Genomic DNA, 21,630 nt, shown 5'->3' on the forward strand with positions numbered 1-21,630 from the left:
GGATGAGCAAGAGATTCGACGGCCAGGTCGCCGTGATCACCGGGGCGGCCCGGGGCATCGGCGCAGGCGTCGCCCGCGGTTACGTCGAGCGCGGAGGCAAGGTCGCGCTGCTCGGCCTCGAGCCGGACCTGCTGAAGCAGTTGTCCGACGAGCTCGGCGACGCGGCCGAGTGGTGGGAGGTCGACGTCCGCGACGGTGCCGCCGTCACCCACGGGATCGACGCCGCTGCGGAGCACTTCGGCCGCATCGACCACGTGCTCGCCAACGCCGGCATCGCGTCGTACGGCACGGTGCGGCAGATCGACGAGGTCGCGTTCGACCGCGTCATCGACATCAACATCACCGGCGTCTTCCGCACGCTGCACGCCGCGATCCCGCACCTGGAGAAGACCAAGGGCTACGCGCTCGTCGTCGCGTCCCTCGCCTCGTTCGGCACCCTCGCGGGCCTCGCGTCGTACAACGCGAGCAAGGCCGGCGCCGAGTCGCTGGCCCTCGCCACGAAGCAGGAGGTCGCCCACCTCGGCATCGGGGTCGGCGTCTGCCACCCGTCGTGGATCGACACCGACATCGTCCGCAACGCCGAGAAGGACCTGCCGTCGTTCCGCGCCGCCCGCAAGAAGATGCCGTACCCGGCCAACTCGACGACGTCGGTCGAGGAGTGCGTCGAGGCGATCCTCACCGGCCTCGCGAAGCGCAAGGCCCGCGTCTACGTGCCCAAGGGCGTCGTCCTCGCGAACTTCACCAAGCCGCTGCTGAACAGCGCCGCGGCCTGGCCGCTGGTCCGCCGCATGGCGAGCGCCCAGGTGCCCAGCCTCGAGCGCGACGTCGAGAACCTCGGCCGCTTCCAGCACTCCCACGTGCCCCTCACCGACCGCTCCGACCCGAAGGACAACCCGGCCTGAGCGCAGACCTCGCCCAGCTGGCGGACGAGCTCTACGCCGTCCCGCCCGGCGACTTCGTGTCCGCGCGGAACACGAAGGCCAAGCAGGTGTCGGACTCCGACGTCGCCGCGCAGGTGCGCGCCCTGACGAAGCCGTCGGTCGCCGCCTACGTCGTGAACCTGCTGGTGCGGGAGTCGCCGGAGGAGATCGAGGACCTCATCGAGCTCGGCGACCGGCTGCGCGAGGCCCAGTCGTCCCAGGACGGCACGACCTTGCGCGCGCTCGACAGGGAGCGACGCGAGCTCACCCGCACGATCGCGAAGAACGGCATCCAGCTCGCCGCCGAGGCCGGCACCAAGGTCAGCGCCGCCGCGGAGGCACAGGTCGACGACACCCTGCGCGCGGCCATGGCCGACCCCGAGGCCGCCGACGCCGTGCGGACCGGTCGGCTCACCCGAGCGCTCGACGCCAGCGGCTTCGGTGGCGTCGACCTCGACGACGCGGTCGCGGTGCCGGAGACGCTCGCGACGGTCACCCCGCTGGCGCCGCGGCGCAAGGCCAAGGCGGCGAGCCAGAAGGACAAGGCGATCGCCGCCGCGCGCGAGGAGGTCGCGTCGGCCGAGCGGACCGAGAAGCAGGCGCGGAAGGTCGCCGACCGTGCCCGCCGTGATCGCGACGCGGCGCTCGAGCGCTACCAGGAGCTCGACGACGAGGCGCAGCAGCTGCGGGCCGCGCTGAAGAAGGCGGAGCAGCGGCTCGCGGCCGCCGAGCACGACCTGGAGTCGGCGCGCGAGGACGTCGACGAGGCGGAGGAGGACGAGGACGCCGCGCAGCAGGCCCTCGACGCGGCCCAGCGCGAGCTCGACCGGCTCACCTAGTGCTGGACGCTCGCCGCGAGGGACACCATGTGCCCGAGGCGGGCGATCTCCGACGGCAGGAACTCCGGTCCGCCGCGACGGCCGACGACCACGACGAACCCCGTGCCGTCGCGCAGCCGGCCGGGGCTCGCGGTGAGCAGGATCGAGTCCCACGCCGAGACGCCGTCGACGGCGTGCGTGGTGCGCAGGCGCAGCCACCCGTTCGCGGCCTCGACGACGTCGTCGCCCTTCAGCCGGGGGGCCGCCGGGCTCGCGTGCCACACCTCCGGCCCGTCCTCGCCGCGACGTACTGCCATCGCCCAGTCGGTGCGGAACGTGTCGGGCACGACCGACACCAGGTTCTCGACGGCCTTCCCCGGCTCCTGCGTGAACGCCTCGACCGCCTCCAGGTCCATCCGGAGGTTCGCGCCGGCGTTGTACCGAGAGATCCAGTGCACCCGTACGCCCTCGAGCGCGTGGCACGCGGTCACCAGGGCATCGGGCATGAGGCGCGGCGGCAGCTCGAGCAGCACGTCGTCGACGGCCACACCGTCGGCCCGGTGCTCGACGATCTCGATCGCCTCGATGTCGGCCCCCGCGCCACCGAGCGCGGACGCCAGCGCGCCGAGGGAGCCGGGCACGTCGGGCAGCTCCACGCGGAGCAGGAACGCCATGGCGGTATCTCACCACGGCGACGTTGCGGTTGTGTGACATCGATAGCGTTGGGGCTGTGACCAGCACAGACACGGTGACCCCTGCCCGCACCGCAACCCGCACCTGGTTCCGCGCCATCGCCGTCGCCGAAGCCGTCTCCTGGCTCGGACTCCTCATCGCGATGTTCTTCAAGTGGATCGTCCAGGACGACCCGCACACGGGCATCGAGGGCGGCGTCCCGGTCATGGGACCCATCCACGGCGCGATCTTCGTCGCGTACGTCGTGATGTGCTTCGTCGCCCGCAGCCGCTTCGCCTGGACCGCCCGGACGACGCTCGTCGCGCTCGTCGCTGCGGTCCCGCCGTTCGCCACCGCGGTCTTCGAGGTCGTCGCCGACCGCAAGGGCCTGCTGGCGCGCCGATAGTCTGTCGGCCGTGGAGGAGCACTCGCGCGGCGCGCGCTACCTGACGCGGATCAACCAGTCGCGCCTGCTCGCCGAGCCGCCCGTGCGCATCCTCGGCACCCTCGTGCTCCGCTCGGACACCCACGTGGGCGCGTTCACCGAGTTCGGCCGCAACGTCGAGTGCCAGCACGCCGAGATCGGGCGCTACAGCGAGATCGGCCCCAGCAGCCTGCTCGGCGCCACCGGCCACCCGCTCGACTGGCTGAGCGTCTCCGCGTTCCAGTACAAGAAGGCCACCTGGGGCTGGCACCCCACCGCGTCCGACGCCGAGGTCGTCGAGCCCGAGGTCGACGGCCGCCCGTCGTTCCGCGGCGAAGGGCTCGGCAGCATCGGCAACGACGTGTGGCTCGGCGCGAACGTCGTCGTGCTCAAGGGCGTCACCGTCGGCCACGGCGCCGTGGTGGCCGCCAACTCCGTGGTGACCAAGGACGTCGAGCCGTACACGATCGTCGGCGGCGCCCCCGCCAAGCCGATCCGGCGGCGCCACGACGACGCCCTCGTCGACGAGCTGCTCGAGCTCGCCTGGTGGCGGTTCACCCCCAACCAGCTGAAGGGCGTCTCGTTCCACGAGCCCGCCCAGGCGGTCAAGCAGCTGCGCGAGCGGGTGCCCGACCTGGAGCCCTACGAGCCGGGGTTCGTCGAGATCACCAAGCCCGCGCCCGCGCCGCGGCGACGCCGGTTCCGCCTCCGCTGAACGTGCCCGTTCGACCCGCTGTGGTTATCGTCGAGACATGCCGTTCCGGAAGAAGAAGACCGCTCGTGACCAGCTCGAGGCGCGCCTCGACGACTTCGTCTCCCAGGCCGATGACCTGCGGCAACAGGTAGCCGCTCGGGCCCCGGAGGTGCGCGACACGCTCCTGGAGCGCCTCGACGCGGGGCTCACCGAGGTGCGCACCCGCTGGCCGGACATCCGCGACGAGCTCCTCGACCGCGCTCCCACGCTGAGCGAGGAGACCCTCGACAAGCTGCCGGACGCCGTCTCGGACAAGGTGCCGGACGAGATGAAGCCCAAGAAGAAGCGCCGCCTTCGCAAGGTCGCCGTGCTCGGGCTGATCGCCGGCGCCGGCGCGGCGGCGTTCAGCGCCGTCCGAGGCAAGGGCCCGTCCACCCCGCCGCCCCCGCCGTACGACCGGCCGAAGCCCGCCCCGGCGCCCACCCCGGCTGCCCCGCCCACCGCTGCGGACGTCGTCGACGAGGCGCCTCCGCCGCCGGCGTAGTGCAAGACTTGGGCCCATGAGGTCCATCTGGAAGGGATCGATCAGCTTCGGGCTGGTCAACGTCCCGATCAAGGTCTACAGCGCGACGGAGAGCCACGACGTCTCGCTGCACCAGGTCCACGAGAAGGACGGCGGCCGCATCCGCTACCAGCGCAAGTGCGAGGTGTGCGGCAAGGTCGTCGCCTACGAGGACATCACCAAGGCCTACGACGACGGCACCCAGACGGTCGTGCTGACCGAGGAGGAGCTCAAGTCGCTCCCCGCGGAGAACAACCACGAGATCGAGGTCGTGGAGTTCGTGCCGGCCGACCAGATCGACCCGATCATGCTCGACAAGCCGTACTACCTCGAGCCCGACGCCCGCGCGCTCAAGCCGTACACGCTGCTGCGCCGCGCGCTGGAGGAGACGGACCGGATGGCCGTCGTCCAGTTCGCGCTGCGGCAGAAGTCGCGGCTCGCCGTGCTGCGCGTGCGCGACAAGGTGCTGATGCTCCAGACGATGCTCTGGGACGACGAGGTGCGCGAGGCGTCGTTCGACGTGCTCGACGAGGTGCCCCGGATCAGCGCCAAGGAGCGCGAGATGGCCGCGCAGCTGGTCGACTCGCTCGCCGGCGACTTCGACGCCAGCCAGTTCTCCGACGACTACCAGGAGCAGCTGAAGACCCTCGTCGAGGCCAAGCTCGAGCAGGGCGACGCGCTCGACACCGCCGCCACGTTCGGCGAGACCGAGGACGAGGAGGGCGAGGGCGCCGAGGTCGTCGACCTGATGGAGGCCCTGCAGCGCAGCGTCGAGAAGAGCAAGAGCAAGAAGACGGCCGCCAAGAAGTCGACGGCCAAGAAGAGCTCGTCGTCGAAGAAGGCCAAGAAGGGCGCGTAGCGTGGCGCGGTCCTCGGGTGAGACCGTCAGCATCGGCGGGCATCGTCTCCGCCTCACGCACCTGGACAAGGTGCTGTACCCCGAGACGGGCACTACGAAGGCCGACGTCATCCGGTACTACGTCGAGATCGCGCCGTACATGCTGCCGCACGTGGCCGACCGCGCCGCGACGCGGAAGCGGTGGGTCGACGGCGTCGGCACCGCCGACAAGCCGGGCCAGGTGTTCTTCGAGAAGAACCTGCCGGACTCGGCGCCGAGCTGGATCCGGCGGGCGTCGATCCAGCACAAGACGAGCCGTAACAGCTACGTCGTCATCGACTCCGAGGCCGTGCTCGCATGGCTGGGCCAGATGGCGGCGCTGGAGATCCACGTCCCGCAGTGGCGCGTCGGCCCGCACGGCAAGCAGCTGAACCCGGACCGGTTCGTGCTCGACCTCGACCCCGGGCCGGGCGCCGGGCTGCCGGAGTGCGTCGAGGTCGCGAAGAAGGCCAGGAAGATGCTGTCCGACCTCGGCCTCGACGCGTACCCGGTGACGTCGGGCAGCAAAGGCATCCACCTGTACGCCGGCCTCGACGGCAGCCACGACGCCGACTACGTCAACGCGTTCGCGAAGCAGTTCGCCGAGGCGCTGGAGAGCGAGCTGCCCGACCTCGTCGTCAGCACGCAGAAGAAGTCGCTGCGCGGCGGCAAGGTGCTGGCCGACTGGAGCCAGAACAACAAGGCCAAGACCACGATCGCGCCGTACTCCCTGCGCGGGCGGCTCGAGCCCACCGTCGCGGTGCCGCGGACGTGGAAGGAGCTGAACGATCCCGACCTGCGGCACCTCACCTACGACGAGGTGCTGGAGCGGATGAAGCGCCGGAAGGACCCGCTCGCCCCTTTAGGACGTGAGTCGGCCGGCGGTGAGGTCAGGACCGACAAGCTCACGCTGTACCGGTCGAAGCGGGACGCGTCCAAGACTCCGGAGCCGGTGCCCGAGGAGTCGCCGCTCCCGGGTGACGGGAACGCGTTCGTCATCCAGGAGCATCATGCGAGCCGGCTGCACTGGGACTTCCGGCTCGAGCACGACGGCGTGCTGGTCTCGTGGGCGCTGCCCAAGGGCGTGCCCACCGACCCGAAGCAGAACCACCTCGCCGTGCAGACCGAGGACCACCCGCTGGAGTACGGCACCTTCGAGGGCACGATCCCGAAGGGGGAGTACGGCGGCGGTGAGGTGACCATCTGGGACACGGGCACCTACGAGCTGGAGAAGTGGCGCCGGAACGAGGTCATCGTGACGCTCACCGGTCGCCCCGGCGGCGGGCTGGGCAAGCCGCGACGGCTCGCGCTCATCAAGACCGGCGAGAACTGGTTGATCCACCTGATGAAGGACCAGGGCACGGTCAAGCCGTCCACGCCGCCGCCCGCTGCGAAGGGCGAGGCGATCAAGCCGATGCTGGCGTCCGCCGGCGACGCGGTCGACGTCGACGACGGCAACGACTGGGCGTTCGAGATGAAGTGGGACGGATATCGCGCGATCGCGGTCTGCGACGGCGACGCGGTGACCCTCTACAGCCGCTCCGGCAAGAACATGAGCGCCGACTACCCCGGGGTCGCCACGGCGCTCGCGGCGAAGAACCTGCCCGACACGGTGCTCGACGGCGAGGTGGTGGCCATCGGCCCGAACGGGGCGCCGTCGTTCGGTCGCCTGCAGAACGGCCAGGAACCCATCCGCTACTTCGTCTTCGACGTGCTCCGCCACGACGGCACGGGCTTCATGAACGACCCGTACACCGAGCGCCGGGACGTGCTGGCCGGCATCGACCTCGAGTCGGACGCGGTCAAGGTGCCGGTGGCGTTCGAGGGGTCGCTCGAGGACGCCATCGAGTCGAGCAAGGAGCTCGGTCTGGAGGGCGTCGTCGCCAAGCGGCTGGAGAGCCGGTACCGCAGCGGCACCCGGTCGTCGTCGTGGATCAAGATCAAGCACCAGCGCATGCAGGAGGTCGTGATCGTCGGCTGGCGACCGGGCAAGGGCAACCGTCAGGGCGCCATCGGGTCGCTGCTGCTCGCGGTGCCGGGCGACGACGGTCTCGTCTACGCGGGTCGGGTCGGCACCGGGTTCTCGGCGAAGATCCTCGACGACCTCGCGGCCAAGCTCCAACCGCTCGAGCGGAAGACGTCACCGGTCGACGGTGACCTGCCGCGCGAGGTCACGCGCGACGCGCACTGGGTGCGTCCGTCGCTCGTCGGCGAGGTGACCTTCGGCGAGTGGACCTCCGACGGGAACCTCCGCCACCCGGTGTGGCGCGGACTACGGCCCGACAAGAAGCCTGAGGACGTCCGGATCGAGTCCTGACGCGCAGCCCTGGACCTCCGGGGCTTAGGGTGGACGTGATCGGTTGAGATGCCAGCCGGACACGCACCATCCGGAAGGGCGGCCTCGACCTCGCGGTCCCGGCCCGTGACCTCATGCCTCGAGACCTCTACGATCCGTCCGACATCCACTCCTCGACCAGCTCGCCAGCTGGTGCCGGGTTCTCCACGTGCCGCACCACCTCGGCGGCGAGACGCTCCGGCTCGACCCCGCTCTCGTGCCACAGCAGCGCGACGCCTCTGCCGGCGGCGCACGTCCGGCACATGCTCCGCACCGACGCCACGGCGTCGCGGCCGTTGTCGGCGCTGCTCAGCACCACCACGGGGTCGTCTCCGTCGTCGTCGCGGAGGTCTCGCAGCGCCGCGGCTCCTGCGGCCGTGTCCAGGTCGGCCACCGCGTCGTGGCCGGAGCCGATCCAGCCGGTCTCGGCGGAGACGAGGTGCACGCGCTTGCCGCGCGCGGACAGCCCGTCGGCCACGGCCAGTCCGATGGTGTCGGCCTGCCCGAAGATCGTGATCGGTTCGGGGGTCACGAGTCCGTTCCTCTCTGGGGTGGTCGGCAGGTCAGACGTACCCCTGGCCTCGACCTCCCAAACCGGTCGTATGCTGGCCGCGACCTGGACCTTCCGATGAACCGGGGGCAAGCGCTCGTGACCGACTTCTTCTCCGAGATGGTGCTGGAGCTGCACGACCACGCCGACCCGGAGCGCACGGTGGAGGGCATTGTCTCCTGGGCGCAGCGAGCCGCCGAGTGCACCGACGCGGGCATCATGCTCGTCCACGCCCGGAACCGGATCGAGACCGCTGTGGCCACGTCGCCGCGCGTCACTGAGGCGCACGACCTGCAGATCAAGCACGGTGAGGGGCCCTGCCTCGAGGCGCTCGAGGACGGCGAGGCCTACATGAGCGGCGACGTCGAGCACGACACGCGCTTTCCGAAGTGGGGGCCGTCCGTGGCGAAGCTGGGCTACCACAGCGTGCTGAGCCTCCCGCTCGCCACGCGGGCACGCAAGTACGGGTCGCTCAACCTCTACGCCGAGACTCACGACGCGTTCGACGAAGACGACTTCGCCGTGACCCAGATCTTCTCCCGTCACGCTGCGGTCGCCCTCGCGGCTGCCCACGAGCAGCACGGGCTCCAGGTGGCCATCGACGCGCGCAAGCTCATCGGCCAGGCGCAGGGCATCCTCATGGAGCGCTTCGACATCGACGCCGACCGCGCGTTCGACTTCCTCCGCCGACAGTCGCAGGACCACAACATCAAGCTGCGTGACGTCGCCGCGTGGATCGTGAAGCACCGCACCGATCGCGCCGCTGGTCCCCCGGTCCGCAACAGCTGAGCACTCCCGCCGGGTCGCACCCGGTGTTACAGTTTTCTGACACGTGTAGCCGAACTGTCAGGATCGACCGTGACGCTGACCGCCGCTCCGGCGCTCACCACCCGCTCCGTCGTGCTGAGCCTCCTGCTCGGCGCGCACCCGGGACGCCTGCCCGCGCGCGACCTCGTCGCGATGGGCGAGGAGTTCGGCGTCGCCCCGGCCACCACGCGCGTCACGTTGTCACGTCTCGTCGCCGCCCGTGACCTCGTCAACGACGGCGCCACGTACTCGCTGAGCGAGCGTCACCTGCGCCGCCAGGCCGCGCAGGACGAGGCGCTCGCGCCGCGGGTCGGGCCGTACGACGGGTCCTGGACCGTGCTGGTGGTCACCGCCACCGGTCGCGACGCCGCGAGCCGCGCCGGGCTGCGGGCCGACCTGCGCCGCTGGCGGCTGGCCGAGCTGCGCGAAGGGGTCTGGATGCGGCCCGCCAACGTCGCCACACCCGTGGCCGACGACGGGCTGGTGACCCTCCGCTCCTACCCCGACGACGACCGCGCGCTCGTCGCTCAGCTGTGGGACCTCGACGCGTGGGTCGCCACCGCCGACGAGCTGCTCGCGGCCGCCGACCCGTCGGGCCCGCTGCGCGACCGCTTCGTGGCCAACGCCGCCATCGTCCGCCACCTGCGCGCCGACCCGCTGCTGCCGACCGAGCTCCGGCCCGACCGCTGGCCCGCCGACCACCTCCGCTCCGTCTACGACGACTTCCGCTCCGAGCTCACCGCTCTACGCACCGAGGAGAAGACATGACCACCACGCACGAGGTGACGAACCAGGTCCCGCCCCTGGTCGACTACGACGCCTCCGACTACGCCCCGTACGCCGAGGCCCTCACCCGCGCAGGGGCCACGGACGCGCACGACCGCATCCACCGCATCGGCGTCGAGGCCGGCTCCGCCGAGGTGCAGCACCTGGGCGACCTGGCCGAGCGCAACAAGCCGATCCTGCACACGCACGATCGGTACGGGAACCGGATCGACCAGGTGGAGTACGACCCGAGCTACCACGAGCTGATGCGCCGGGCCGTCGGGTTCGGCTTGCACGGGGCGCCGTGGGCCAGCGACGACCCGCACGCGCACCTCGAGCGCGCGCTCGGCATGAGCATCTGGATGCAGACCGACGCCGGCCACGGCTGCCCGATCTCGATGACGTACGCCGCCGTCCCGGCGCTCCGCGTCGACCCGGCGCTGGCGGCCCAGTACGAGCCTGGCCTGAGCAACCGCGCGTACGACCCGTCCTTCGCGGCACCGGCCGGCAAGGCGGGCCTGATCGCCGGCATGTCGATGACCGAGAAGCAGGGCGGCTCGGACGTCCGCGCCAACACCACCCGCGCCGTCGAGCAGCCGGACGGCACCTACCGGCTGACCGGCCACAAGTGGTTCACCTCGGCGCCGATGTCGGACATCCTGCTGACCCTCGCGCAGACCGATGCCGGCGTCACCTGCTTCGTGCTCCCGCGCGTGCTCCCCGACGGAACGCCCAACGCCATCGCGCTGCAGCGCCTGAAGGACAAGCTCGGCAACCGCTCCAACGCGAGCAGCGAGATCGAGTACGACGGGGCCGTCGGCTGGCGGCTCGGCGACGAGGGCCGCGGCGTCCGCACCATCATCGAGATGGTCAACATGACCCGGCTCGACTGCACGATCGGCTCGGCGTCGAGCATGCGCGTCGGGGTGCAGCAGGCGGCGCACCACGCGGTGCACCGCTCGGCCTTCGGCAAGGCGATCGTCGACCAGCCGCTGATGCGCAACGTGCTCGCCGACCTCGCCGTCGAGGCGGAGGCGTCGAGCACGGTCGCGCTGTGGCTCGGCGACCTCACCGATCAGGCGCTCGCCGGCGACGAGCGCGCCATCGCGCTGCGGCGGATCGGGCTCGCGGTCTCGAAGTACTACGTCTGCAAGCGGGCGCCGATGCACGCGGCCGAGGCGCTGGAGTGCCTGGGCGGCAACGGCTACATCGAGGACTCGCGCATGCCGCGCCTGTTCCGCGAGTCCCCGCTGATGAGCATCTGGGAGGGCTCCGGCAACGTCGCTGCGCTCGACACGCTGCGCGCGGTCGGCCGGCAGCCGGAGACGCTGACGGCGCTGTTCGACGAGCTCGACGCCGCGTCCGGGTCCGACGTCCGGCTCGACGCGTTCGTCTCCGAGCTGAAGGCCGACTTCGCCGACCTGGAGACGCTGGAGCACCGGGCCCGTCGGGTCGTCGGCGACCTGGCGCTCGCGCTGCAGGGCTCGCTGCTGGTGCGGTTCGGCCACCCGGCCGTCGCCGACGCGTTCGCGGCGACCCGCCTCGACCGCGACTGGGGCACGGTGTTCGGCACCCTGCCGACCGGCCTCGACCTCGCGCCGATCATCGAGCGCGCCACCCCCAAGGTCGGCTGATGAGCGACCACCCCGCGCCCTGGCGCGACAGCTGGACGGAGGGCGACGAGTCGCCGTTCGCCGGGCGTGAGTCATCCGCTCCGGAGCCTGAGTACCGCACGCTGACGTACGAGGTGACCGGGCGGATCGCCCGCATCACGTTCAACCGGCCGGAGCGCGGCAACGCGATCACGGTCGACACGCCGATCGACCTGGCCGCTGCCGTGGAGCGCGCCGATCTCGACCCGCGCGTCCACGTGATCGTCGTGTCCGGTCGCGGCACCGGGTTCTGCGGCGGGTACGACCTGTCGATCTTCGCGGAGAACGGCGGCCGTCCCGACGACACCGTCGACGACCTCACCGGCACGGCCGTCGACCCCGTCGTGCAGGCCAACAACCACGACCCGTCGGGCACGTGGGACCCGATGCTCGACTACGCGATGATGAGCCGCTTCAACCGCGGGTTCTCGAGCCTGCTGCACGCGAACAAGCCGACCGTCGCCAAGCTGCACGGCTTCTGCGTCGCGGGCGGCACGGACATCGCCCTGTACGCCGACCAGATCATCTGCGCCGACGACACCAAGATCGGATACCCGCCCACCCGCGTCTGGGGCGTCCCGGCCGCGGGCATGTGGGCGCACCGGCTCGGAGACGCTCGGGCCAAGCGGCTGCTGCTCACCGGCGACTGCCTGTCCGGCAAGCAGGCGGAGGAGTGGGGCCTGGCCGTCGAGTCGTGCCCGGCCGACCAGCTCGACGAGCGCACCGAAGCCCTGCTCGAGCGGATCGCGATGATGCCGGTGAACCAGCTGATGATGGTCAAGCTCGCGATGAACAGCGCGCTGCTCGCCCAGGGCACTGCGACGTCACAGATGATCAGCACCGTGTTCGACGGCATCTCCCGCCACACCCGCGAGGGCTACGCGTTCCAGCAGCGGGCAGCCGACGTCGGCTTCCGCGAGGTGGTCAAGGAGCGCGACGAGGCCTTCGGCGACCACGGCCTCCCCGGCAAGCCCTGATCTCGATACACCTGCTCGCAGAGCTCGCAGGCACTCGATCAGCGGGTTCCGGTGGTCGAGTGCGCCCGCGAGCGCCAGCGAGCTGGGCGTGTATCGAGACCACTAGTTGTCGCGCAGGGCCACGAGCCCGCCGAGCACGCCGACGTACGCGGTGCCGTCCGGGCCGAGCGTGATGGGCGCGTAGTTGTTGTTGAACCCGAGGCCGTTGCCGGCGCGCTTCTTGAACACCGTCTGGCCGGTGCGCCAGTCGATGGCGGTGAAGTACCAGTTGTCCTGGAGCAGGCCCGGCAGCTTTGGCTTCGTGTACGCGTAGAGCAAGCCGTTGGCGAGCGACACCTTCGGCACGACGGTGGGTGAGATCTCGTCGCTGTGCCAGACCCGGGTGCAGGTGCGCGCGTCGGGATCGACGTCGATGCGCTCGAGCCCGGGCTTCGTGGTGCGGCCGCCGATCGTCGTCGTCGGGCCGCGGTAGCCGTAGTTGTTCTCCACCACGATCGAGCGGTGCGCGACGACGAGCGAGTTGTCGGTGGAGCTGGCGCCCTTCTCGAAGACCGGGATGCGGCAGACCTCGCGGTCGCCGGTCACGTCGCGGCCACGCTGGTAGACGACGACGTTCACCGGGTCGGCGTTGTCGGTGATGGTGATGAGGCCGTCGTCCATCAGCGTCGGCGTGGTGCCGGAGCCGGCCTGCGTCTGGCCGGGCTTCGTCCTGCCGTCGTTGTCGTAGTCCTGGCGCCAGGTGACGGTCGGGGTGCCGTCGGCCGCGGCGTCGAAGCGGTAGAGCGCGTCGTCGGTGACGATGTAGACGCCGCCGTCCTCGCCGATCGCGAACGAGTTGCCGACGTGCTCGCCGGTGCGCAGGATCTTGACGCTCGCGTCGTCGCGGTCGATGGTGCCGACGACACCGTCGACGGTGACGAACCACAGACGCCCCGACCAGTCCGGCAGCGCGGAGATGATCTTGTCGCGGCGCTTCACGTACCCGTTGAGGTTCACGTCGCGGACGGTGGTGAGCTTCGGCGCACCGTTCGCGTCGGACGTGGTGACGGTGAGCATGTGCCGGTTCGTGGTGCCGAGCACCGCGCGGTCCTGCTCGTCGAGGTAGAAGTAGCCGCCGCCGGTGAAGTCCCCGAACAGCTTCGTCGGGCTGGTGGTCAGCAGGTCGCGACGCGGGAGCACCTTGGACGCGAGCGTCTTGAGGGTGACCGGGTCCATGATGCGCAGCGTCGGGCCGGTGACGCCGACGCACACCGAGACGATCCGGCCGTGCGAGTCGAACGTGACGGACGCGCAGTCGGCGACGAGGAACGTCGACGTGACCGTCATGTCGTGGCCGAGCGGGCCGGGGCCGGTGTACGCGTCGGTCTGGTAGGCGTCGTCGTGGATGTTCGAGAGACCGTCCGGCGCCATGAACGGGTGCTGCGGGACGGTGGTGCCGGCGATCGGGTTCGGCGTCGCGGGCGAGCCGACGAAGTCCGGCGGCTTCGGCCCGAGGCCGGGAGTGTCGGGGATCGGCGCGGCCCCGGCGCTCACCGCACCCAGCACGAGCGCGGCCGCCGACAGACCGACCGCCAGGGTCGTGCGTCGCAGGCTGGCCATGGCTCGGACGCTAGCAGCGTGCAACCGGTTGGGGGCCTGGAACGACGGGTCACAGCCCTCGCGCTGAGTTCACCGACGGCCGAACAGGCGCCCCAGCCTCGAGCCCTTGGACACCGAGAACCCCGCGAGCGTGACGTCGAACGGATCGACCCGCCCGTCGTCCGGCATGCCGTCGTAGCCCTCGAGCACGAAGCCGAACAGGTGGTGCAGGCACGCCTCGCTGAGCTCGAGCGGGTGGAACGGGAACGGGTAGTCGTTATCCTCGTCGTCCGTGGCGGGATGCTCGCCGGCCCAGAACGGCTCCTCGAAGGCGAGGCGCTCGCCCAGGTCCTCGATGACGGCGCCACTCTCGCCACTGACGCTCAGGGCTCGCTGCAGGTCGCCGTCGGGACCCCAGACCCCGAGCGCGAACCAGTCGACGACGCTGTGCATGGCGTGCGCGGACACCGAGCGCCCCGGGTACTCCGCCAGGAACCGGGCGTCCAGCTCCGACGGCCGGTCGCGGGCCACCTGATCCGTGCAAACCACGGCGACCCCCGGCCACACGGCGGCGTAGACCATGCCGCGGTCCGGGATGCCGACCTCCGCCAGGGTCCGGTCCTCCGCGGGTGTCACCTCATGACCGGGGAAGAGGCGACGGACCAGCTCGTCCGTGGCGGCGCGGTCGAGCACCGGCTGCGCGGCCAGCACGCTCGCCACGTCACCGTCGGCGTAGCAGATCAACGAGCTCTTGGCGCCCATCCCGTCACCGACCCGTCTGCTCGAGGTGTGCGTGGACCAGGGGGACGACCGACGCGCCCTCGCCACTGGCTGCCGCGACCCGCTTCATCGAGCCGGACCGCACGTCGCCGGCCGCGAACACCCCGGGGACGGTCGTCTCCAGGCTGGCCGGCGGGAGCGCGTCGCGCCAGCGGTCCTTCGGGACGTCACGGCCTGTGAGGACGAAGCCGTGCTCGTCGCGGGCGACGTCGTCAGGCAACCAGTCGCAGTGCGGCTCGGCGCCGAGGAGCAGGAACAGCCCGTGCGCGTCGCGGCGGGTGACCTCACCGGTCGCGACGTCCCGGACGTCGATCCACTCCAGTCGGCCGTCGCCGCCGCCGTCCGCCACCTCCGAGCTCTCCTGGATCGCGATCGTCGCGTTCGCCTCGATCTCGTTGATCAGGTAGCGCGACATCGACTCCGACACGTCCGGGCGGCGCACGAGGATCGTCACCGACCGCGCGAACCGGGCGAGGTGGATGGCCGCCTGCCCGGACGAGTTGCCGCCACCCACCACCACGACGTCGCGACCCTCCATCTCGCGGGCCGCCGTCATCGCGCTTCCGTAGAAGACCCCCAGACCGGTGAGGGCCTCCACGTTCGGGACGCCGAGCTTGCGGTACGCGACGCCGGTGGAGACGACCACGGCCCGCGCCTGCACGTCGCCGCCCTCGGTGTGCACGGTGAACGTCGGCCCGGTGCTCAACCGCTGGACGTCCCACCCCGTGAAGAACCGCGTGCCGAACCGGATCGCCTGGTTGCGCGCGCGCTGCGCCAGGCGCATGCCGGAGATGCCGCGCGGGAAGCCGAGGTAGTTGCGGATCATCGAGCTCGTGCCGGCCTGGCCGCCGATCGCCTCCGCCTCGATCACCACCGTCGACAGGCCCTCCGAGGCCGCGTAGACCGCGGCCGCGAGACCGGCCGGGCCGGCGCCGACGATCGCGACGTCCGCCGTGCCTTCTGTCCCGCCCTGCTCGGTGAAGGTCCCGGGTGTCCCGTAGAACATCGTCGCCACCTCGCGCACGCTCTCCGGCGCGAACAGGCCACGCTGGATCGCGTTGACCAGCGGGAAGCGCGGCAGGGGTGCCGGGCCCTGGGCGGCAGATGAGTCAATCTCGCCCTCCCAGCGCGCGAGGATCTCGCGGCCCACGTCGGAGTCCGGCGTGTGCACGCGGTTGGGCATGCCCATCCGGTCGAGGAAGTCGCGGATGCCGAGCGTCAGGGCGTCGGGAGCCGGCGAGACGATGCTGACCGTCTCCACCTCCGGACCCGCCACGGTCGAGCCCCAGTCCGAGAGCAGCTCCACCACCGCGGTGTGGAACTCCTCGTCGCGCACACCGCGCGGCATCAGCAGCACGGCGTCGTACTCCCCGCGACCGAGTCCGGGCCGCAGCCGGGGTGCGTCGTCGAGGAACCGCTCCCACGGCGGCACGACCATCCGGCGGGCCGACGGCACCACCGTGCGCCACCGACGGAACGCCTCGCCCACCTCGGCGTCAGGCAGCCGGGAATCGGTGACGATCAGCGCGACCTGGGCGCCTGAGTCGACGACCGCCTGGGCCTCGTACTCCGCCTCCTCCGCCGACAGCGCCATCACCAGCTCGTAGTCGCGCTGGTAACGGCCGAACTCGTCGAGCAGGAACGTCGCGTGCTCGGCGGAGACCAGCAGGATCGCTGGTCGCTGGTGCTCAGGCATCGTCCTCGACCTCCAGGTCGTCACGGTCGGCCCACTCGAGCAGCGGGGCGATGTCGAACACGGCGTCGTCGATGCCGGCGTGCAGGTCACCGAGCTCGGCGTACCGCGGCGGCACGGTCTCGATGGTGAAGTCGTGCGGGTCGACGTCGTCGACCTCGTCCCACCGGATCGGCGTCGACACCCGACCGTCCGGGAACCCGCGCACCGAGTACGCGGCCGCGATGGTGTGGTCGCGGGCGTTCTGGTTGTAGTCGACGAACAGGTGCGCCGGGTCCCGGTCCTTGCGCCACCACGCGGTGGTGACGTCAGGCGAGCGCCGCTCCACCTCACGGGCGAACGCGAGCGCGGCCCGCCGGACCTCCTTGAAGCCGTGGTCGGGCTTGATCCGCACGTAGATGTGCATGCCCTTGCCGCCCGACGTCTTCGGCCAGCCCGTCGCACCAAGCTCGTCGAGCACCTCGTGCGCCACGTGGGCGACGCGCTGCACGGTGGCGAAGTCGCACTCCGGCCCAGGATCCAGGTCGATGCGCCACTCGTCCGGCTTCTCGGTGTCCGCCCGCCGGCTGTTCCACGGATGGAACTCGACGGTGGACATCTGCACGGCCCAGATCACCGCGGGAAGCTCGGTCACGCAGAGCTCGTCGGCCGTCCGGTCGTAGCGCGGGAAGTGCAGCCGCACCGTCTCGATCCACGGCGGGGCTCCGGCGGGGATCCGCTTCTGGTGCACCTTCTTGCCCGCCAACCCCTTGGGGAACCGGTGCAGCATGCACGGCCGCTCGAACAGCGCGTTGACGATGCCGTCGCCGACGGCCAGGTAGTACTCGACGAGATCGAGCTTGGTCCACCCGCGCTCCGGGAAGTAGACGCGGTCGGGGTTGGTCACGCGCACGACCTCGCCCTCGACCTCGACCTCCGTCGCCGGTGACGCCACGGGGAAGAATCTACTGGTCAGCGCCGACCGACGACGCCTCGCAGGAATCGCACGAGCCAGCGGCGGGTCCGTTGGGCCTCGGGGATCGGGTGCGTCATCCAGACGTGGAACATCGACGGCACCTCGCGCACCTGGAGCTCGACGCCGCTGTCGCCGGCACGCTCGGCCAGCTCGTCGACGGCCGGGCGCAGGATGTCGCGGTCACCGATCATCACCGTGAGCGGCGGCAGGTCGTCCAGGCGTCCCTCGAGCGGGCTGACCATTGGGTCGGACGGGTCGCGGTCGCCCGCCCACCAGCGGCCGGCCGCCCGCAGGCCGCTCTCGGCGAGCATCGGGTCCTTGCTCTCCAGGTCGGCCACGGCGTCCTCGTGGAGCGTGGCGTCCAGCCAGGGGCAGAGCGCCACCACGGCCCGCGCCTGCGGCCGGCCGGCGTCGCGGAGCTGCTGCGCCAGCACGAGCGCCAGCGCACCGCCCGCCGAGTCACCCATCAGGACCGTCGGTCCCTGCCCGGCCTCGTGCGCCGCGAGGTCGGTGAGTCGCGGCACGACGTCGTCGACCGTGGCGTCCGGAGCGAGCGGGTAGGCCGGCACGACCACCTCCGCCGGGGTCGAGGCCAGGGCGCGCACCAGACGCCAGTAGTCGGTCGTCAACGGGTGGACGTAGCCGCCGCCGTGCAGGTAGACGACGGTGACGATCGGCTCCTCGTCGCGCGGCCGGACCCGCCAGACCGTCATGCCGTCGACGGTCTCCTCGCGCACCTCCATGCGAGTGCGCGTCCACCACGTCGGCGGCCGGTTGCCCGACCGCTGGCGCTTCCGCGCGATCCGGAGGGTGTTCTCCTCGCCCTCGAAGGCGTCCTTGTCGCGGTTCGCGCGCATGCCCAGCACGTACACCCTCGCCGGCCAGGAGGCTCGGCGCTCGTTCACGGTCCATCGCATCGACGCCACGTCTTCCGATCGTGCCATCGACCGCGGGAGCTCGCGTTTCGAGCAGGTCAGCCTGGGTACAGGTCGTCCATGCAAGCCGTCGTCCTGAACTGTTCCCTCAAGCCGTCCACCGAGCCCTCGAACACCCAGGAGCTGGCTGATGTCGTGATCGGCGCCCTCGAGGAGGACAACGTCGCCGTCCGCACGTTCCGGCTCGCGGACCTCAACCTCGCCCACGGCGTCGAGACGGAGATGTCGGCCGACGACGAGTGGCCCACCGTCCACGACGCGATCCTGGAAGCCGAGATCCTCGTCGTAGCGACCCCGACGTGGGTCGGACACCCGTCGTCGTACGCGCAGCAGGCCCTCGAGCGCCTGAACGCGATGGTCGGCGAGACGGACCCGAAGGGTGAACCGGTCGCGTTCGGCAAGGTCGCCGGCGTCGTCGTCACCGGCAACGAGGACGGCGCGCACCACGTGATCAGCGAGATGGCCGGCGGGCTCATCGACATCGGGTTCACCATCCCGGGTCAGGCCTGGACGTACTGGAACCGCGGTCCCGGGCCCGGCCCGGAGTTCACCGACACCGACGAGGGCCACGACTGGTCCGCAAAGACCGGCCGCACGATGGCGGAGCGGCTCGCCTCCACGGCACGGGCGTTGTCATGAAGCTCCCCAGCCCCCGCGGTCCACTGAGCCGGGCGGTCGTCGACTACCTGCGCGACCCCGAGGCCCGAGCCATCGGCCTGCCGGCCGACCTGCCCACCGACCTCGACACCGAGGACCGCGAGCTCGCGCTCTGGGTGATGTACGAGCTGTTCTACCGCGGCTTCGACGACGTCGACGACGACGCCGAGTGGGACCCGGCGCTGCTCGCGCTCCGCAACCGGCTCGAGGCTGAGACGGAGACGCGCCTTCGCCAGGAGTGGGCGGCGTCGGACCGGCCCCGCTCGTTCGAGGACCTGATCGAGAGCTACTCCGACGCGCCGTCCACCGCGGCTTTCGTGCGTCGCCAGGCGACCGCCGATGACGTGCGCGACGTCCTCAAGCAGATGAGCGTCTACCACCTGAAGGAGTCCGACCCGCAGGCCTTCCTCGTCCCCCGGCTCGAGTCCGCTCCCAAGGCGCTGTTCATGGAGCTGCAGTTCGACGAGTTCGGCGACGGCGACCCGGAGCGCGTGCACACGGTGCTGTTCGCGTCGGCGATGCGCGCCGCCGGTCTGGACGACACCTACGGCGCGTACGTCGACGACGCCACCGCCGAGACCCTGGCGATCAGCAACGCGATGTCGATGCTCTGCCTGCGCCGCCGCCTCCGGTTCGCCGGCATGGGCCACTTCGCGGCGTTCGAGGCCACCAGCTCGCTGCCGTGCAAGGACTGGGTCCGCGGGTTGACGCGGCTCGGGTTCGACGAGGACGTGATCCGCTACTTCGACGAGCACGTCGAGGCCGACGCCGTGCACGAGCAGCTGGTCCGGACGGTCTGCGACCGGATGACCGGCGGCGACCCCGCGCTGGAGGACGAGATCGTGTTCGGCGCCTTCGTCTGCATGGAGCTGGAGTCACGGAGCGCTGCGGCGCACCTTGCCGACGAGGCCGCGGCATGACCCGCCGGCCGATGCCGCTCGACGGCCCGCGGATCGTCCGCGGCGTGGGCTTCGTCGTCGACCCCGACGGGGAGGCCACCAAGGCCGAGCGGCCCGCAGTCGCCGTGTGTCGCTGCGACGCCAGCGCCCGCAAGCCCTGGTGCGACGGCACGCACAAGCTCCTCGCCCGGCGCGCCAAGGACTAGTGGTCTCGATACACCACCGGTCATTGAGCTTGTCGAAATGACATGACGACCTTTCGACAAGCTCAAGGTCCGTGGCTCGCCTCAGCCTCGGTGGTCGAGCAGCGGAGGCCGCCCGCGGCCAACGCGTATCGAGACCACGCTTTCTAGGCGGCGACGTCGGCGCGCTCGCGCATGGTGTCGAGCAGGCGGCGCAGCCGGCGGGAGACCTGCATCTGGCTGATGCCGAGCCGGTCCGCGATCTCCTGCTGGGTGCACTCCTCGACGAACCGCATGTGCAGCAGGTCCTTCTCGTCGCAGGAGCAGTCCTCCAGGAGTCCGCGCAGGGTCACGGACTCGTCGATCGCGTCGTAGCCGGGATCGCCGTCGCCCAGACGCTCACCCAGGCTCGGGCCGTCGGCGCCCACGGGGCGATCGAGCGACTCGCAGGCGAAGCAGCCGCGGGCGGCGAGCGCCTCGGTGACCGCCTCGGGGGCGACGTCGAACGACTCGGCGAGCTCACCGACGTCGGCCTGGCCCGGCTGCGCTGCCTCGGCGGTGATGGCCGCCTGCAGCTCCTGCACGCGGCGCGGCGGCCGCACCATCCAGGCGTGGTCGCGGAAGTGTCGCTTCAGGTGGCCGCGGATCGTCGCGGCGGCGTACGGGGCGAAGTCGCCGGTGCCGGCGTCGTAGTTCCGGGCCGCCTTGACCAGCGCCAGGTTCGCGACCTGCACCAGGTCGTCGGTCTCGACCCCACGGCGTGCGTAGCGGAGCGCGAGTCGGCGGGCCAGATCCAGGTGCTCGACCACGAGGTCATCGGCGTCCTGGGTGGTCGGCGGAGAGATGTCAGTGGCGGAAGCCATCGTGCGTCCCCTCGAGAGATGACGTTCGGCGGCTGCTGCTCAACCTGTTCACCACCGTCACACGCGTCACCAAGCACCGCAAACCGAGACGAGATCAGCCCCTACTCCCGCTGAGCCAAAAAAATCTGGTCCGAAAGGACTATTCCGGCTTGCATCTCACGCTCAGACGGTCCACGCTAAGCACTAGCAACGCGTGGTTGAGCATCCAGCCGACAAACACTTCGAAACGGTTGAGGAGCTCCCTGCGATGCCGAACTTGAAGCGTCTTCCCAAGCCCCTGATGGATGTCTACGAGTGGCAGTACGACGGCCTGTGCATGGGCCTCGAGTCGTCCGTCTTCTTCTCCCCCGACGCCGAGCGCGGAGCCGCCAAGCTCATGCGCGAGCGGCGCGCCAAGGCGATCTGCGCCGAGTGCCCGGTGATCGACCAGTGCCGCGACCATGCCCTGTCGGCCCGCGAGGCCTACGGCGTGTGGGGCGGCCTCAGCGCCGACGACCGCGCCGAGCTCCTCGGACAGCGACTGGCCGGATGATGTGGCGGTGCCGGCGGCTCGGTGCTGAACCGCGGCACCTCGGCGTCCGCGTGTCTCGAGCAACGCGGATGTCGTGGCCCGGGAGTACCCCGCCGGCACCGCATCATTCGTCCCGGAGCGCATCATGACCACCCTCGACACCGAGGAGAAGTGGTCCGACGAGGAGCTCAGCAGCATCCGTGAGGGCCTCTCCGACATGGCCGCGACGCTCCGCGCCGAGCTGGTCGGCGTCGACGCCGACATGACGGCCGTGCTCGGCGACCAGTGCAACGACGACATCGACTGGGCCGACAAGCAGGTCGGCCTGATCACCGACACCTTCCGCGCCGACAACACCCGAGCCGTCCTCGAGCAGACCGAGCACGTCATCGACCGCCTCGACGCCGGGCTCTACGGCATCTGTGAGCAGTGCGGGCGGACGATTCCCCGGGCTCGCATGCAGGCGTTCCCGCGGGCCACCTGCTGCATCGGCTGTCTCTCCTGAGCGCCGACGGCCCCACCCC

Annotated in this window: 24 protein-coding genes; 16 read left to right on the forward strand and 8 right to left on the reverse strand. The window is 71.1% G+C overall.

Going from position 1 to position 21,630, the window contains the following annotated elements:
• Positions 1-2 precede the first annotated feature (2 nt).
• Both FHP06_RS10915 and FHP06_RS10920 read left to right on the forward strand, forming a co-directional pair.
• Positions 3-902 (forward strand): SDR family oxidoreductase, encoded by a 900-nt coding sequence (locus tag FHP06_RS10915; RefSeq protein WP_147686636.1) that lies wholly within the window; start codon positions 3-5, stop codon positions 900-902.
• A 56-nt stretch (positions 903-958) separates the two neighbouring features.
• The gene (locus FHP06_RS10920) at positions 959-1,759 is read left to right on the forward strand and encodes a hypothetical protein (protein ID WP_147686638.1); all 801 of its coding nucleotides are present in this window, start codon (positions 959-961) and stop codon (positions 1,757-1,759) included.
• Here FHP06_RS10920 and FHP06_RS10925 read toward each other — a convergent pair.
• Positions 1,756-2,412: an ACT domain-containing protein gene (locus FHP06_RS10925; protein ID WP_147686640.1), complete on the reverse strand. Its 657-nt coding sequence runs from the start codon at positions 2,410-2,412 to the stop codon at positions 1,756-1,758. The genes FHP06_RS10920 and FHP06_RS10925 overlap by 4 nt on opposite strands.
• A 56-nt stretch (positions 2,413-2,468) precedes the next feature.
• Here FHP06_RS10925 and FHP06_RS10930 point away from each other — a divergent pair, with 56 nt between their 5' ends.
• From FHP06_RS10930 to FHP06_RS10950, 5 genes are read left to right on the forward strand one after another with little or no spacing between them, the layout of a single operon-like run.
• The gene (locus tag FHP06_RS10930) at positions 2,469-2,816 is read left to right on the forward strand and encodes a DUF3817 domain-containing protein (protein WP_222706448.1); all 348 of its coding nucleotides are present in this window, start codon (positions 2,469-2,471) and stop codon (positions 2,814-2,816) included.
• A gap of 10 nt (positions 2,817-2,826) precedes the next feature.
• Positions 2,827-3,549 carry a CatB-related O-acetyltransferase gene (locus FHP06_RS16340; RefSeq protein ID WP_187271899.1) on the forward strand — a complete coding sequence of 241 codons (723 nt, stop codon included), beginning with the start codon at positions 2,827-2,829 and terminating at the stop codon, positions 3,547-3,549.
• Between the two features lie 37 nt (positions 3,550-3,586).
• Complete coding sequence (locus FHP06_RS10940) at positions 3,587-4,072, forward strand: hypothetical protein (RefSeq protein WP_147686643.1); 486 nt, start codon at positions 3,587-3,589, stop codon at positions 4,070-4,072.
• Positions 4,073-4,088: 16 nt separating this feature from the next.
• Positions 4,089-4,949 (forward strand): non-homologous end joining protein Ku, encoded by an 861-nt coding sequence (gene ku / locus FHP06_RS10945; protein ID WP_147686645.1) that lies wholly within the window; start codon positions 4,089-4,091, stop codon positions 4,947-4,949.
• A gap of 1 nt (position 4,950) precedes the next feature.
• Entirely contained in the window at positions 4,951-7,284 is a 2,334-nt protein-coding gene (locus FHP06_RS10950; RefSeq protein WP_147686647.1) for an ATP-dependent DNA ligase, read from the forward strand.
• A 127-nt stretch (positions 7,285-7,411) separates the two neighbouring features.
• Here FHP06_RS10950 and FHP06_RS10955 read toward each other — a convergent pair whose 3' ends face one another.
• Complete coding sequence (locus tag FHP06_RS10955; protein ID WP_147686649.1) at positions 7,412-7,834, reverse strand: hypothetical protein; 423 nt, start codon at positions 7,832-7,834, stop codon at positions 7,412-7,414.
• A gap of 96 nt (positions 7,835-7,930) precedes the next feature.
• Between FHP06_RS10955 and FHP06_RS10960 the strand changes: the two genes are divergently transcribed.
• From FHP06_RS10960 to FHP06_RS10975, 4 genes are all read left to right on the forward strand, one after another.
• Complete coding sequence (locus tag FHP06_RS10960; protein ID WP_147686650.1) at positions 7,931-8,641, forward strand: GAF and ANTAR domain-containing protein; 711 nt, start codon at positions 7,931-7,933, stop codon at positions 8,639-8,641.
• A gap of 69 nt (positions 8,642-8,710) precedes the next feature.
• Positions 8,711-9,427 carry a PaaX family transcriptional regulator C-terminal domain-containing protein gene (locus FHP06_RS10965; RefSeq protein ID WP_187271900.1) on the forward strand — a complete coding sequence of 239 codons (717 nt, stop codon included), beginning with the start codon at positions 8,711-8,713 and terminating at the stop codon, positions 9,425-9,427.
• The gene (locus FHP06_RS10970) at positions 9,424-11,058 is read left to right on the forward strand and encodes an acyl-CoA dehydrogenase family protein (protein ID WP_147686653.1); all 1,635 of its coding nucleotides are present in this window, start codon (positions 9,424-9,426) and stop codon (positions 11,056-11,058) included. Before FHP06_RS10965 ends, FHP06_RS10970 begins: the two co-directional genes overlap by 4 nt.
• On the forward strand, positions 11,058-12,053 hold the full coding sequence (locus FHP06_RS10975) for a crotonase/enoyl-CoA hydratase family protein (protein ID WP_147686655.1): 996 nt from the start codon (positions 11,058-11,060) through the stop codon (positions 12,051-12,053). Before FHP06_RS10970 ends, FHP06_RS10975 begins: the two co-directional genes overlap by 1 nt.
• A gap of 102 nt (positions 12,054-12,155) precedes the next feature.
• Here FHP06_RS10975 and FHP06_RS10980 read toward each other — a convergent pair whose 3' ends face one another.
• From FHP06_RS10980 to FHP06_RS11000, 5 genes are all read right to left on the reverse strand, one after another.
• Positions 12,156-13,652, reverse strand: coding sequence for an SMP-30/gluconolactonase/LRE family protein (locus FHP06_RS10980; protein ID WP_147686657.1), 1,497 nt, complete (start codon positions 13,650-13,652; stop codon positions 12,156-12,158).
• Between the two features lie 69 nt (positions 13,653-13,721).
• Positions 13,722-14,393, reverse strand: coding sequence for a DUF6928 family protein (locus tag FHP06_RS10985; protein ID WP_147686659.1), 672 nt, complete (start codon positions 14,391-14,393; stop codon positions 13,722-13,724).
• Between the two features lie 4 nt (positions 14,394-14,397).
• Positions 14,398-16,107, reverse strand: a complete 1,710-nt coding sequence (locus FHP06_RS10990; RefSeq protein ID WP_147686661.1) for an NAD(P)/FAD-dependent oxidoreductase — start codon at positions 16,105-16,107, stop codon at positions 14,398-14,400.
• Positions 16,100-17,038 carry a non-homologous end-joining DNA ligase gene (gene ligD, locus FHP06_RS10995; RefSeq protein WP_147686663.1) on the reverse strand — a complete coding sequence of 313 codons (939 nt, stop codon included), beginning with the start codon at positions 17,036-17,038 and terminating at the stop codon, positions 16,100-16,102. Before ligD ends, FHP06_RS10990 begins: the two co-directional genes overlap by 8 nt.
• 17 nt (positions 17,039-17,055) lie before the next feature.
• On the reverse strand, positions 17,056-17,976 hold the full coding sequence (locus tag FHP06_RS11000; protein ID WP_187271901.1) for an alpha/beta hydrolase fold domain-containing protein: 921 nt from the start codon (positions 17,974-17,976) through the stop codon (positions 17,056-17,058).
• A gap of 78 nt (positions 17,977-18,054) precedes the next feature.
• Here FHP06_RS11000 and FHP06_RS11005 point away from each other — a divergent pair, with 78 nt between their 5' ends.
• The 3 genes from FHP06_RS11005 to FHP06_RS11015 are packed head-to-tail and all read left to right on the forward strand — an operon-like array spanning position 18,055 to position 19,756.
• Positions 18,055-18,633: a flavodoxin family protein gene (locus FHP06_RS11005; protein ID WP_147686667.1), complete on the forward strand. Its 579-nt coding sequence runs from the start codon at positions 18,055-18,057 to the stop codon at positions 18,631-18,633.
• Positions 18,630-19,571 (forward strand): iron-containing redox enzyme family protein, encoded by a 942-nt coding sequence (locus FHP06_RS11010; protein ID WP_147686668.1) that lies wholly within the window; start codon positions 18,630-18,632, stop codon positions 19,569-19,571. The genes FHP06_RS11005 and FHP06_RS11010 overlap by 4 nt, the downstream gene beginning before the upstream one ends.
• Positions 19,568-19,756: a CDGSH iron-sulfur domain-containing protein gene (locus tag FHP06_RS11015; RefSeq protein WP_147686670.1), complete on the forward strand. Its 189-nt coding sequence runs from the start codon at positions 19,568-19,570 to the stop codon at positions 19,754-19,756. Before FHP06_RS11010 ends, FHP06_RS11015 begins: the two co-directional genes overlap by 4 nt.
• Positions 19,757-19,899: 143 nt before the next feature.
• On the opposite strand, the gene FHP06_RS11020 is transcribed toward FHP06_RS11015, so the two are convergent.
• Positions 19,900-20,595, reverse strand: a complete 696-nt coding sequence (locus FHP06_RS11020; RefSeq protein WP_147686672.1) for a sigma-70 family RNA polymerase sigma factor — start codon at positions 20,593-20,595, stop codon at positions 19,900-19,902.
• Positions 20,596-20,842: 247 nt separating this feature from the next.
• Between FHP06_RS11020 and FHP06_RS11025 the strand changes: the two genes are divergently transcribed.
• Positions 20,843-21,127, forward strand: a complete 285-nt coding sequence (locus FHP06_RS11025) for a WhiB family transcriptional regulator (RefSeq protein ID WP_147686674.1) — start codon at positions 20,843-20,845, stop codon at positions 21,125-21,127.
• A gap of 73 nt (positions 21,128-21,200) precedes the next feature.
• Positions 21,201-21,611, forward strand: a complete 411-nt coding sequence (locus FHP06_RS11030) for a TraR/DksA family transcriptional regulator (protein ID WP_222706449.1) — start codon at positions 21,201-21,203, stop codon at positions 21,609-21,611.
• Positions 21,612-21,630: the final 19 nt, after the last annotated feature.

The organism is Aeromicrobium terrae (assembly GCF_008039565.1).
GTDB lineage: Bacteria > Actinomycetota > Actinomycetes > Propionibacteriales > Nocardioidaceae > Aeromicrobium > Aeromicrobium terrae.

Bases quoted from the DNA above. Each gene is read 5' to 3' on its own strand.
- FHP06_RS11010 (WP_147686668.1), top strand. From the start codon at position 18,630: ATGAAGCTCCCCAGCCCCCGCGGTCCACTGAGCCGGGCGGTCGTCGAC.
- FHP06_RS11020 (WP_147686672.1), bottom strand. From the start codon at position 20,595: ATGGCTTCCGCCACTGACATCTCTCCGCCGACCACCCAGGACGCCGAT.
- FHP06_RS10980 (WP_147686657.1), bottom strand. From the start codon at position 13,652: ATGGCCAGCCTGCGACGCACGACCCTGGCGGTCGGTCTGTCGGCGGCC.
- FHP06_RS10990 (WP_147686661.1), bottom strand. From the start codon at position 16,107: ATGCCTGAGCACCAGCGACCAGCGATCCTGCTGGTCTCCGCCGAGCAC.
- ku (WP_147686645.1), top strand. From the start codon at position 4,089: ATGAGGTCCATCTGGAAGGGATCGATCAGCTTCGGGCTGGTCAACGTC.
- FHP06_RS10985 (WP_147686659.1), bottom strand. From the start codon at position 14,393: ATGGGCGCCAAGAGCTCGTTGATCTGCTACGCCGACGGTGACGTGGCG.
- FHP06_RS10940 (WP_147686643.1), top strand. From the start codon at position 3,587: ATGCCGTTCCGGAAGAAGAAGACCGCTCGTGACCAGCTCGAGGCGCGC.
- FHP06_RS10915 (WP_147686636.1), top strand. From the start codon at position 3: ATGAGCAAGAGATTCGACGGCCAGGTCGCCGTGATCACCGGGGCGGCC.
- FHP06_RS10960 (WP_147686650.1), top strand. From the start codon at position 7,931: ATGAACCGGGGGCAAGCGCTCGTGACCGACTTCTTCTCCGAGATGGTG.
- FHP06_RS11005 (WP_147686667.1), top strand. From the start codon at position 18,055: ATGCAAGCCGTCGTCCTGAACTGTTCCCTCAAGCCGTCCACCGAGCCC.
- FHP06_RS10975 (WP_147686655.1), top strand. From the start codon at position 11,058: ATGAGCGACCACCCCGCGCCCTGGCGCGACAGCTGGACGGAGGGCGAC.
- FHP06_RS10925 (WP_147686640.1), bottom strand. From the start codon at position 2,412: ATGGCGTTCCTGCTCCGCGTGGAGCTGCCCGACGTGCCCGGCTCCCTC.
- FHP06_RS11000 (WP_187271901.1), bottom strand. From the start codon at position 17,976: ATGCGATGGACCGTGAACGAGCGCCGAGCCTCCTGGCCGGCGAGGGTG.
- FHP06_RS11025 (WP_147686674.1), top strand. From the start codon at position 20,843: ATGCCGAACTTGAAGCGTCTTCCCAAGCCCCTGATGGATGTCTACGAG.
- FHP06_RS10970 (WP_147686653.1), top strand. From the start codon at position 9,424: ATGACCACCACGCACGAGGTGACGAACCAGGTCCCGCCCCTGGTCGAC.
- FHP06_RS11015 (WP_147686670.1), top strand. From the start codon at position 19,568: ATGACCCGCCGGCCGATGCCGCTCGACGGCCCGCGGATCGTCCGCGGC.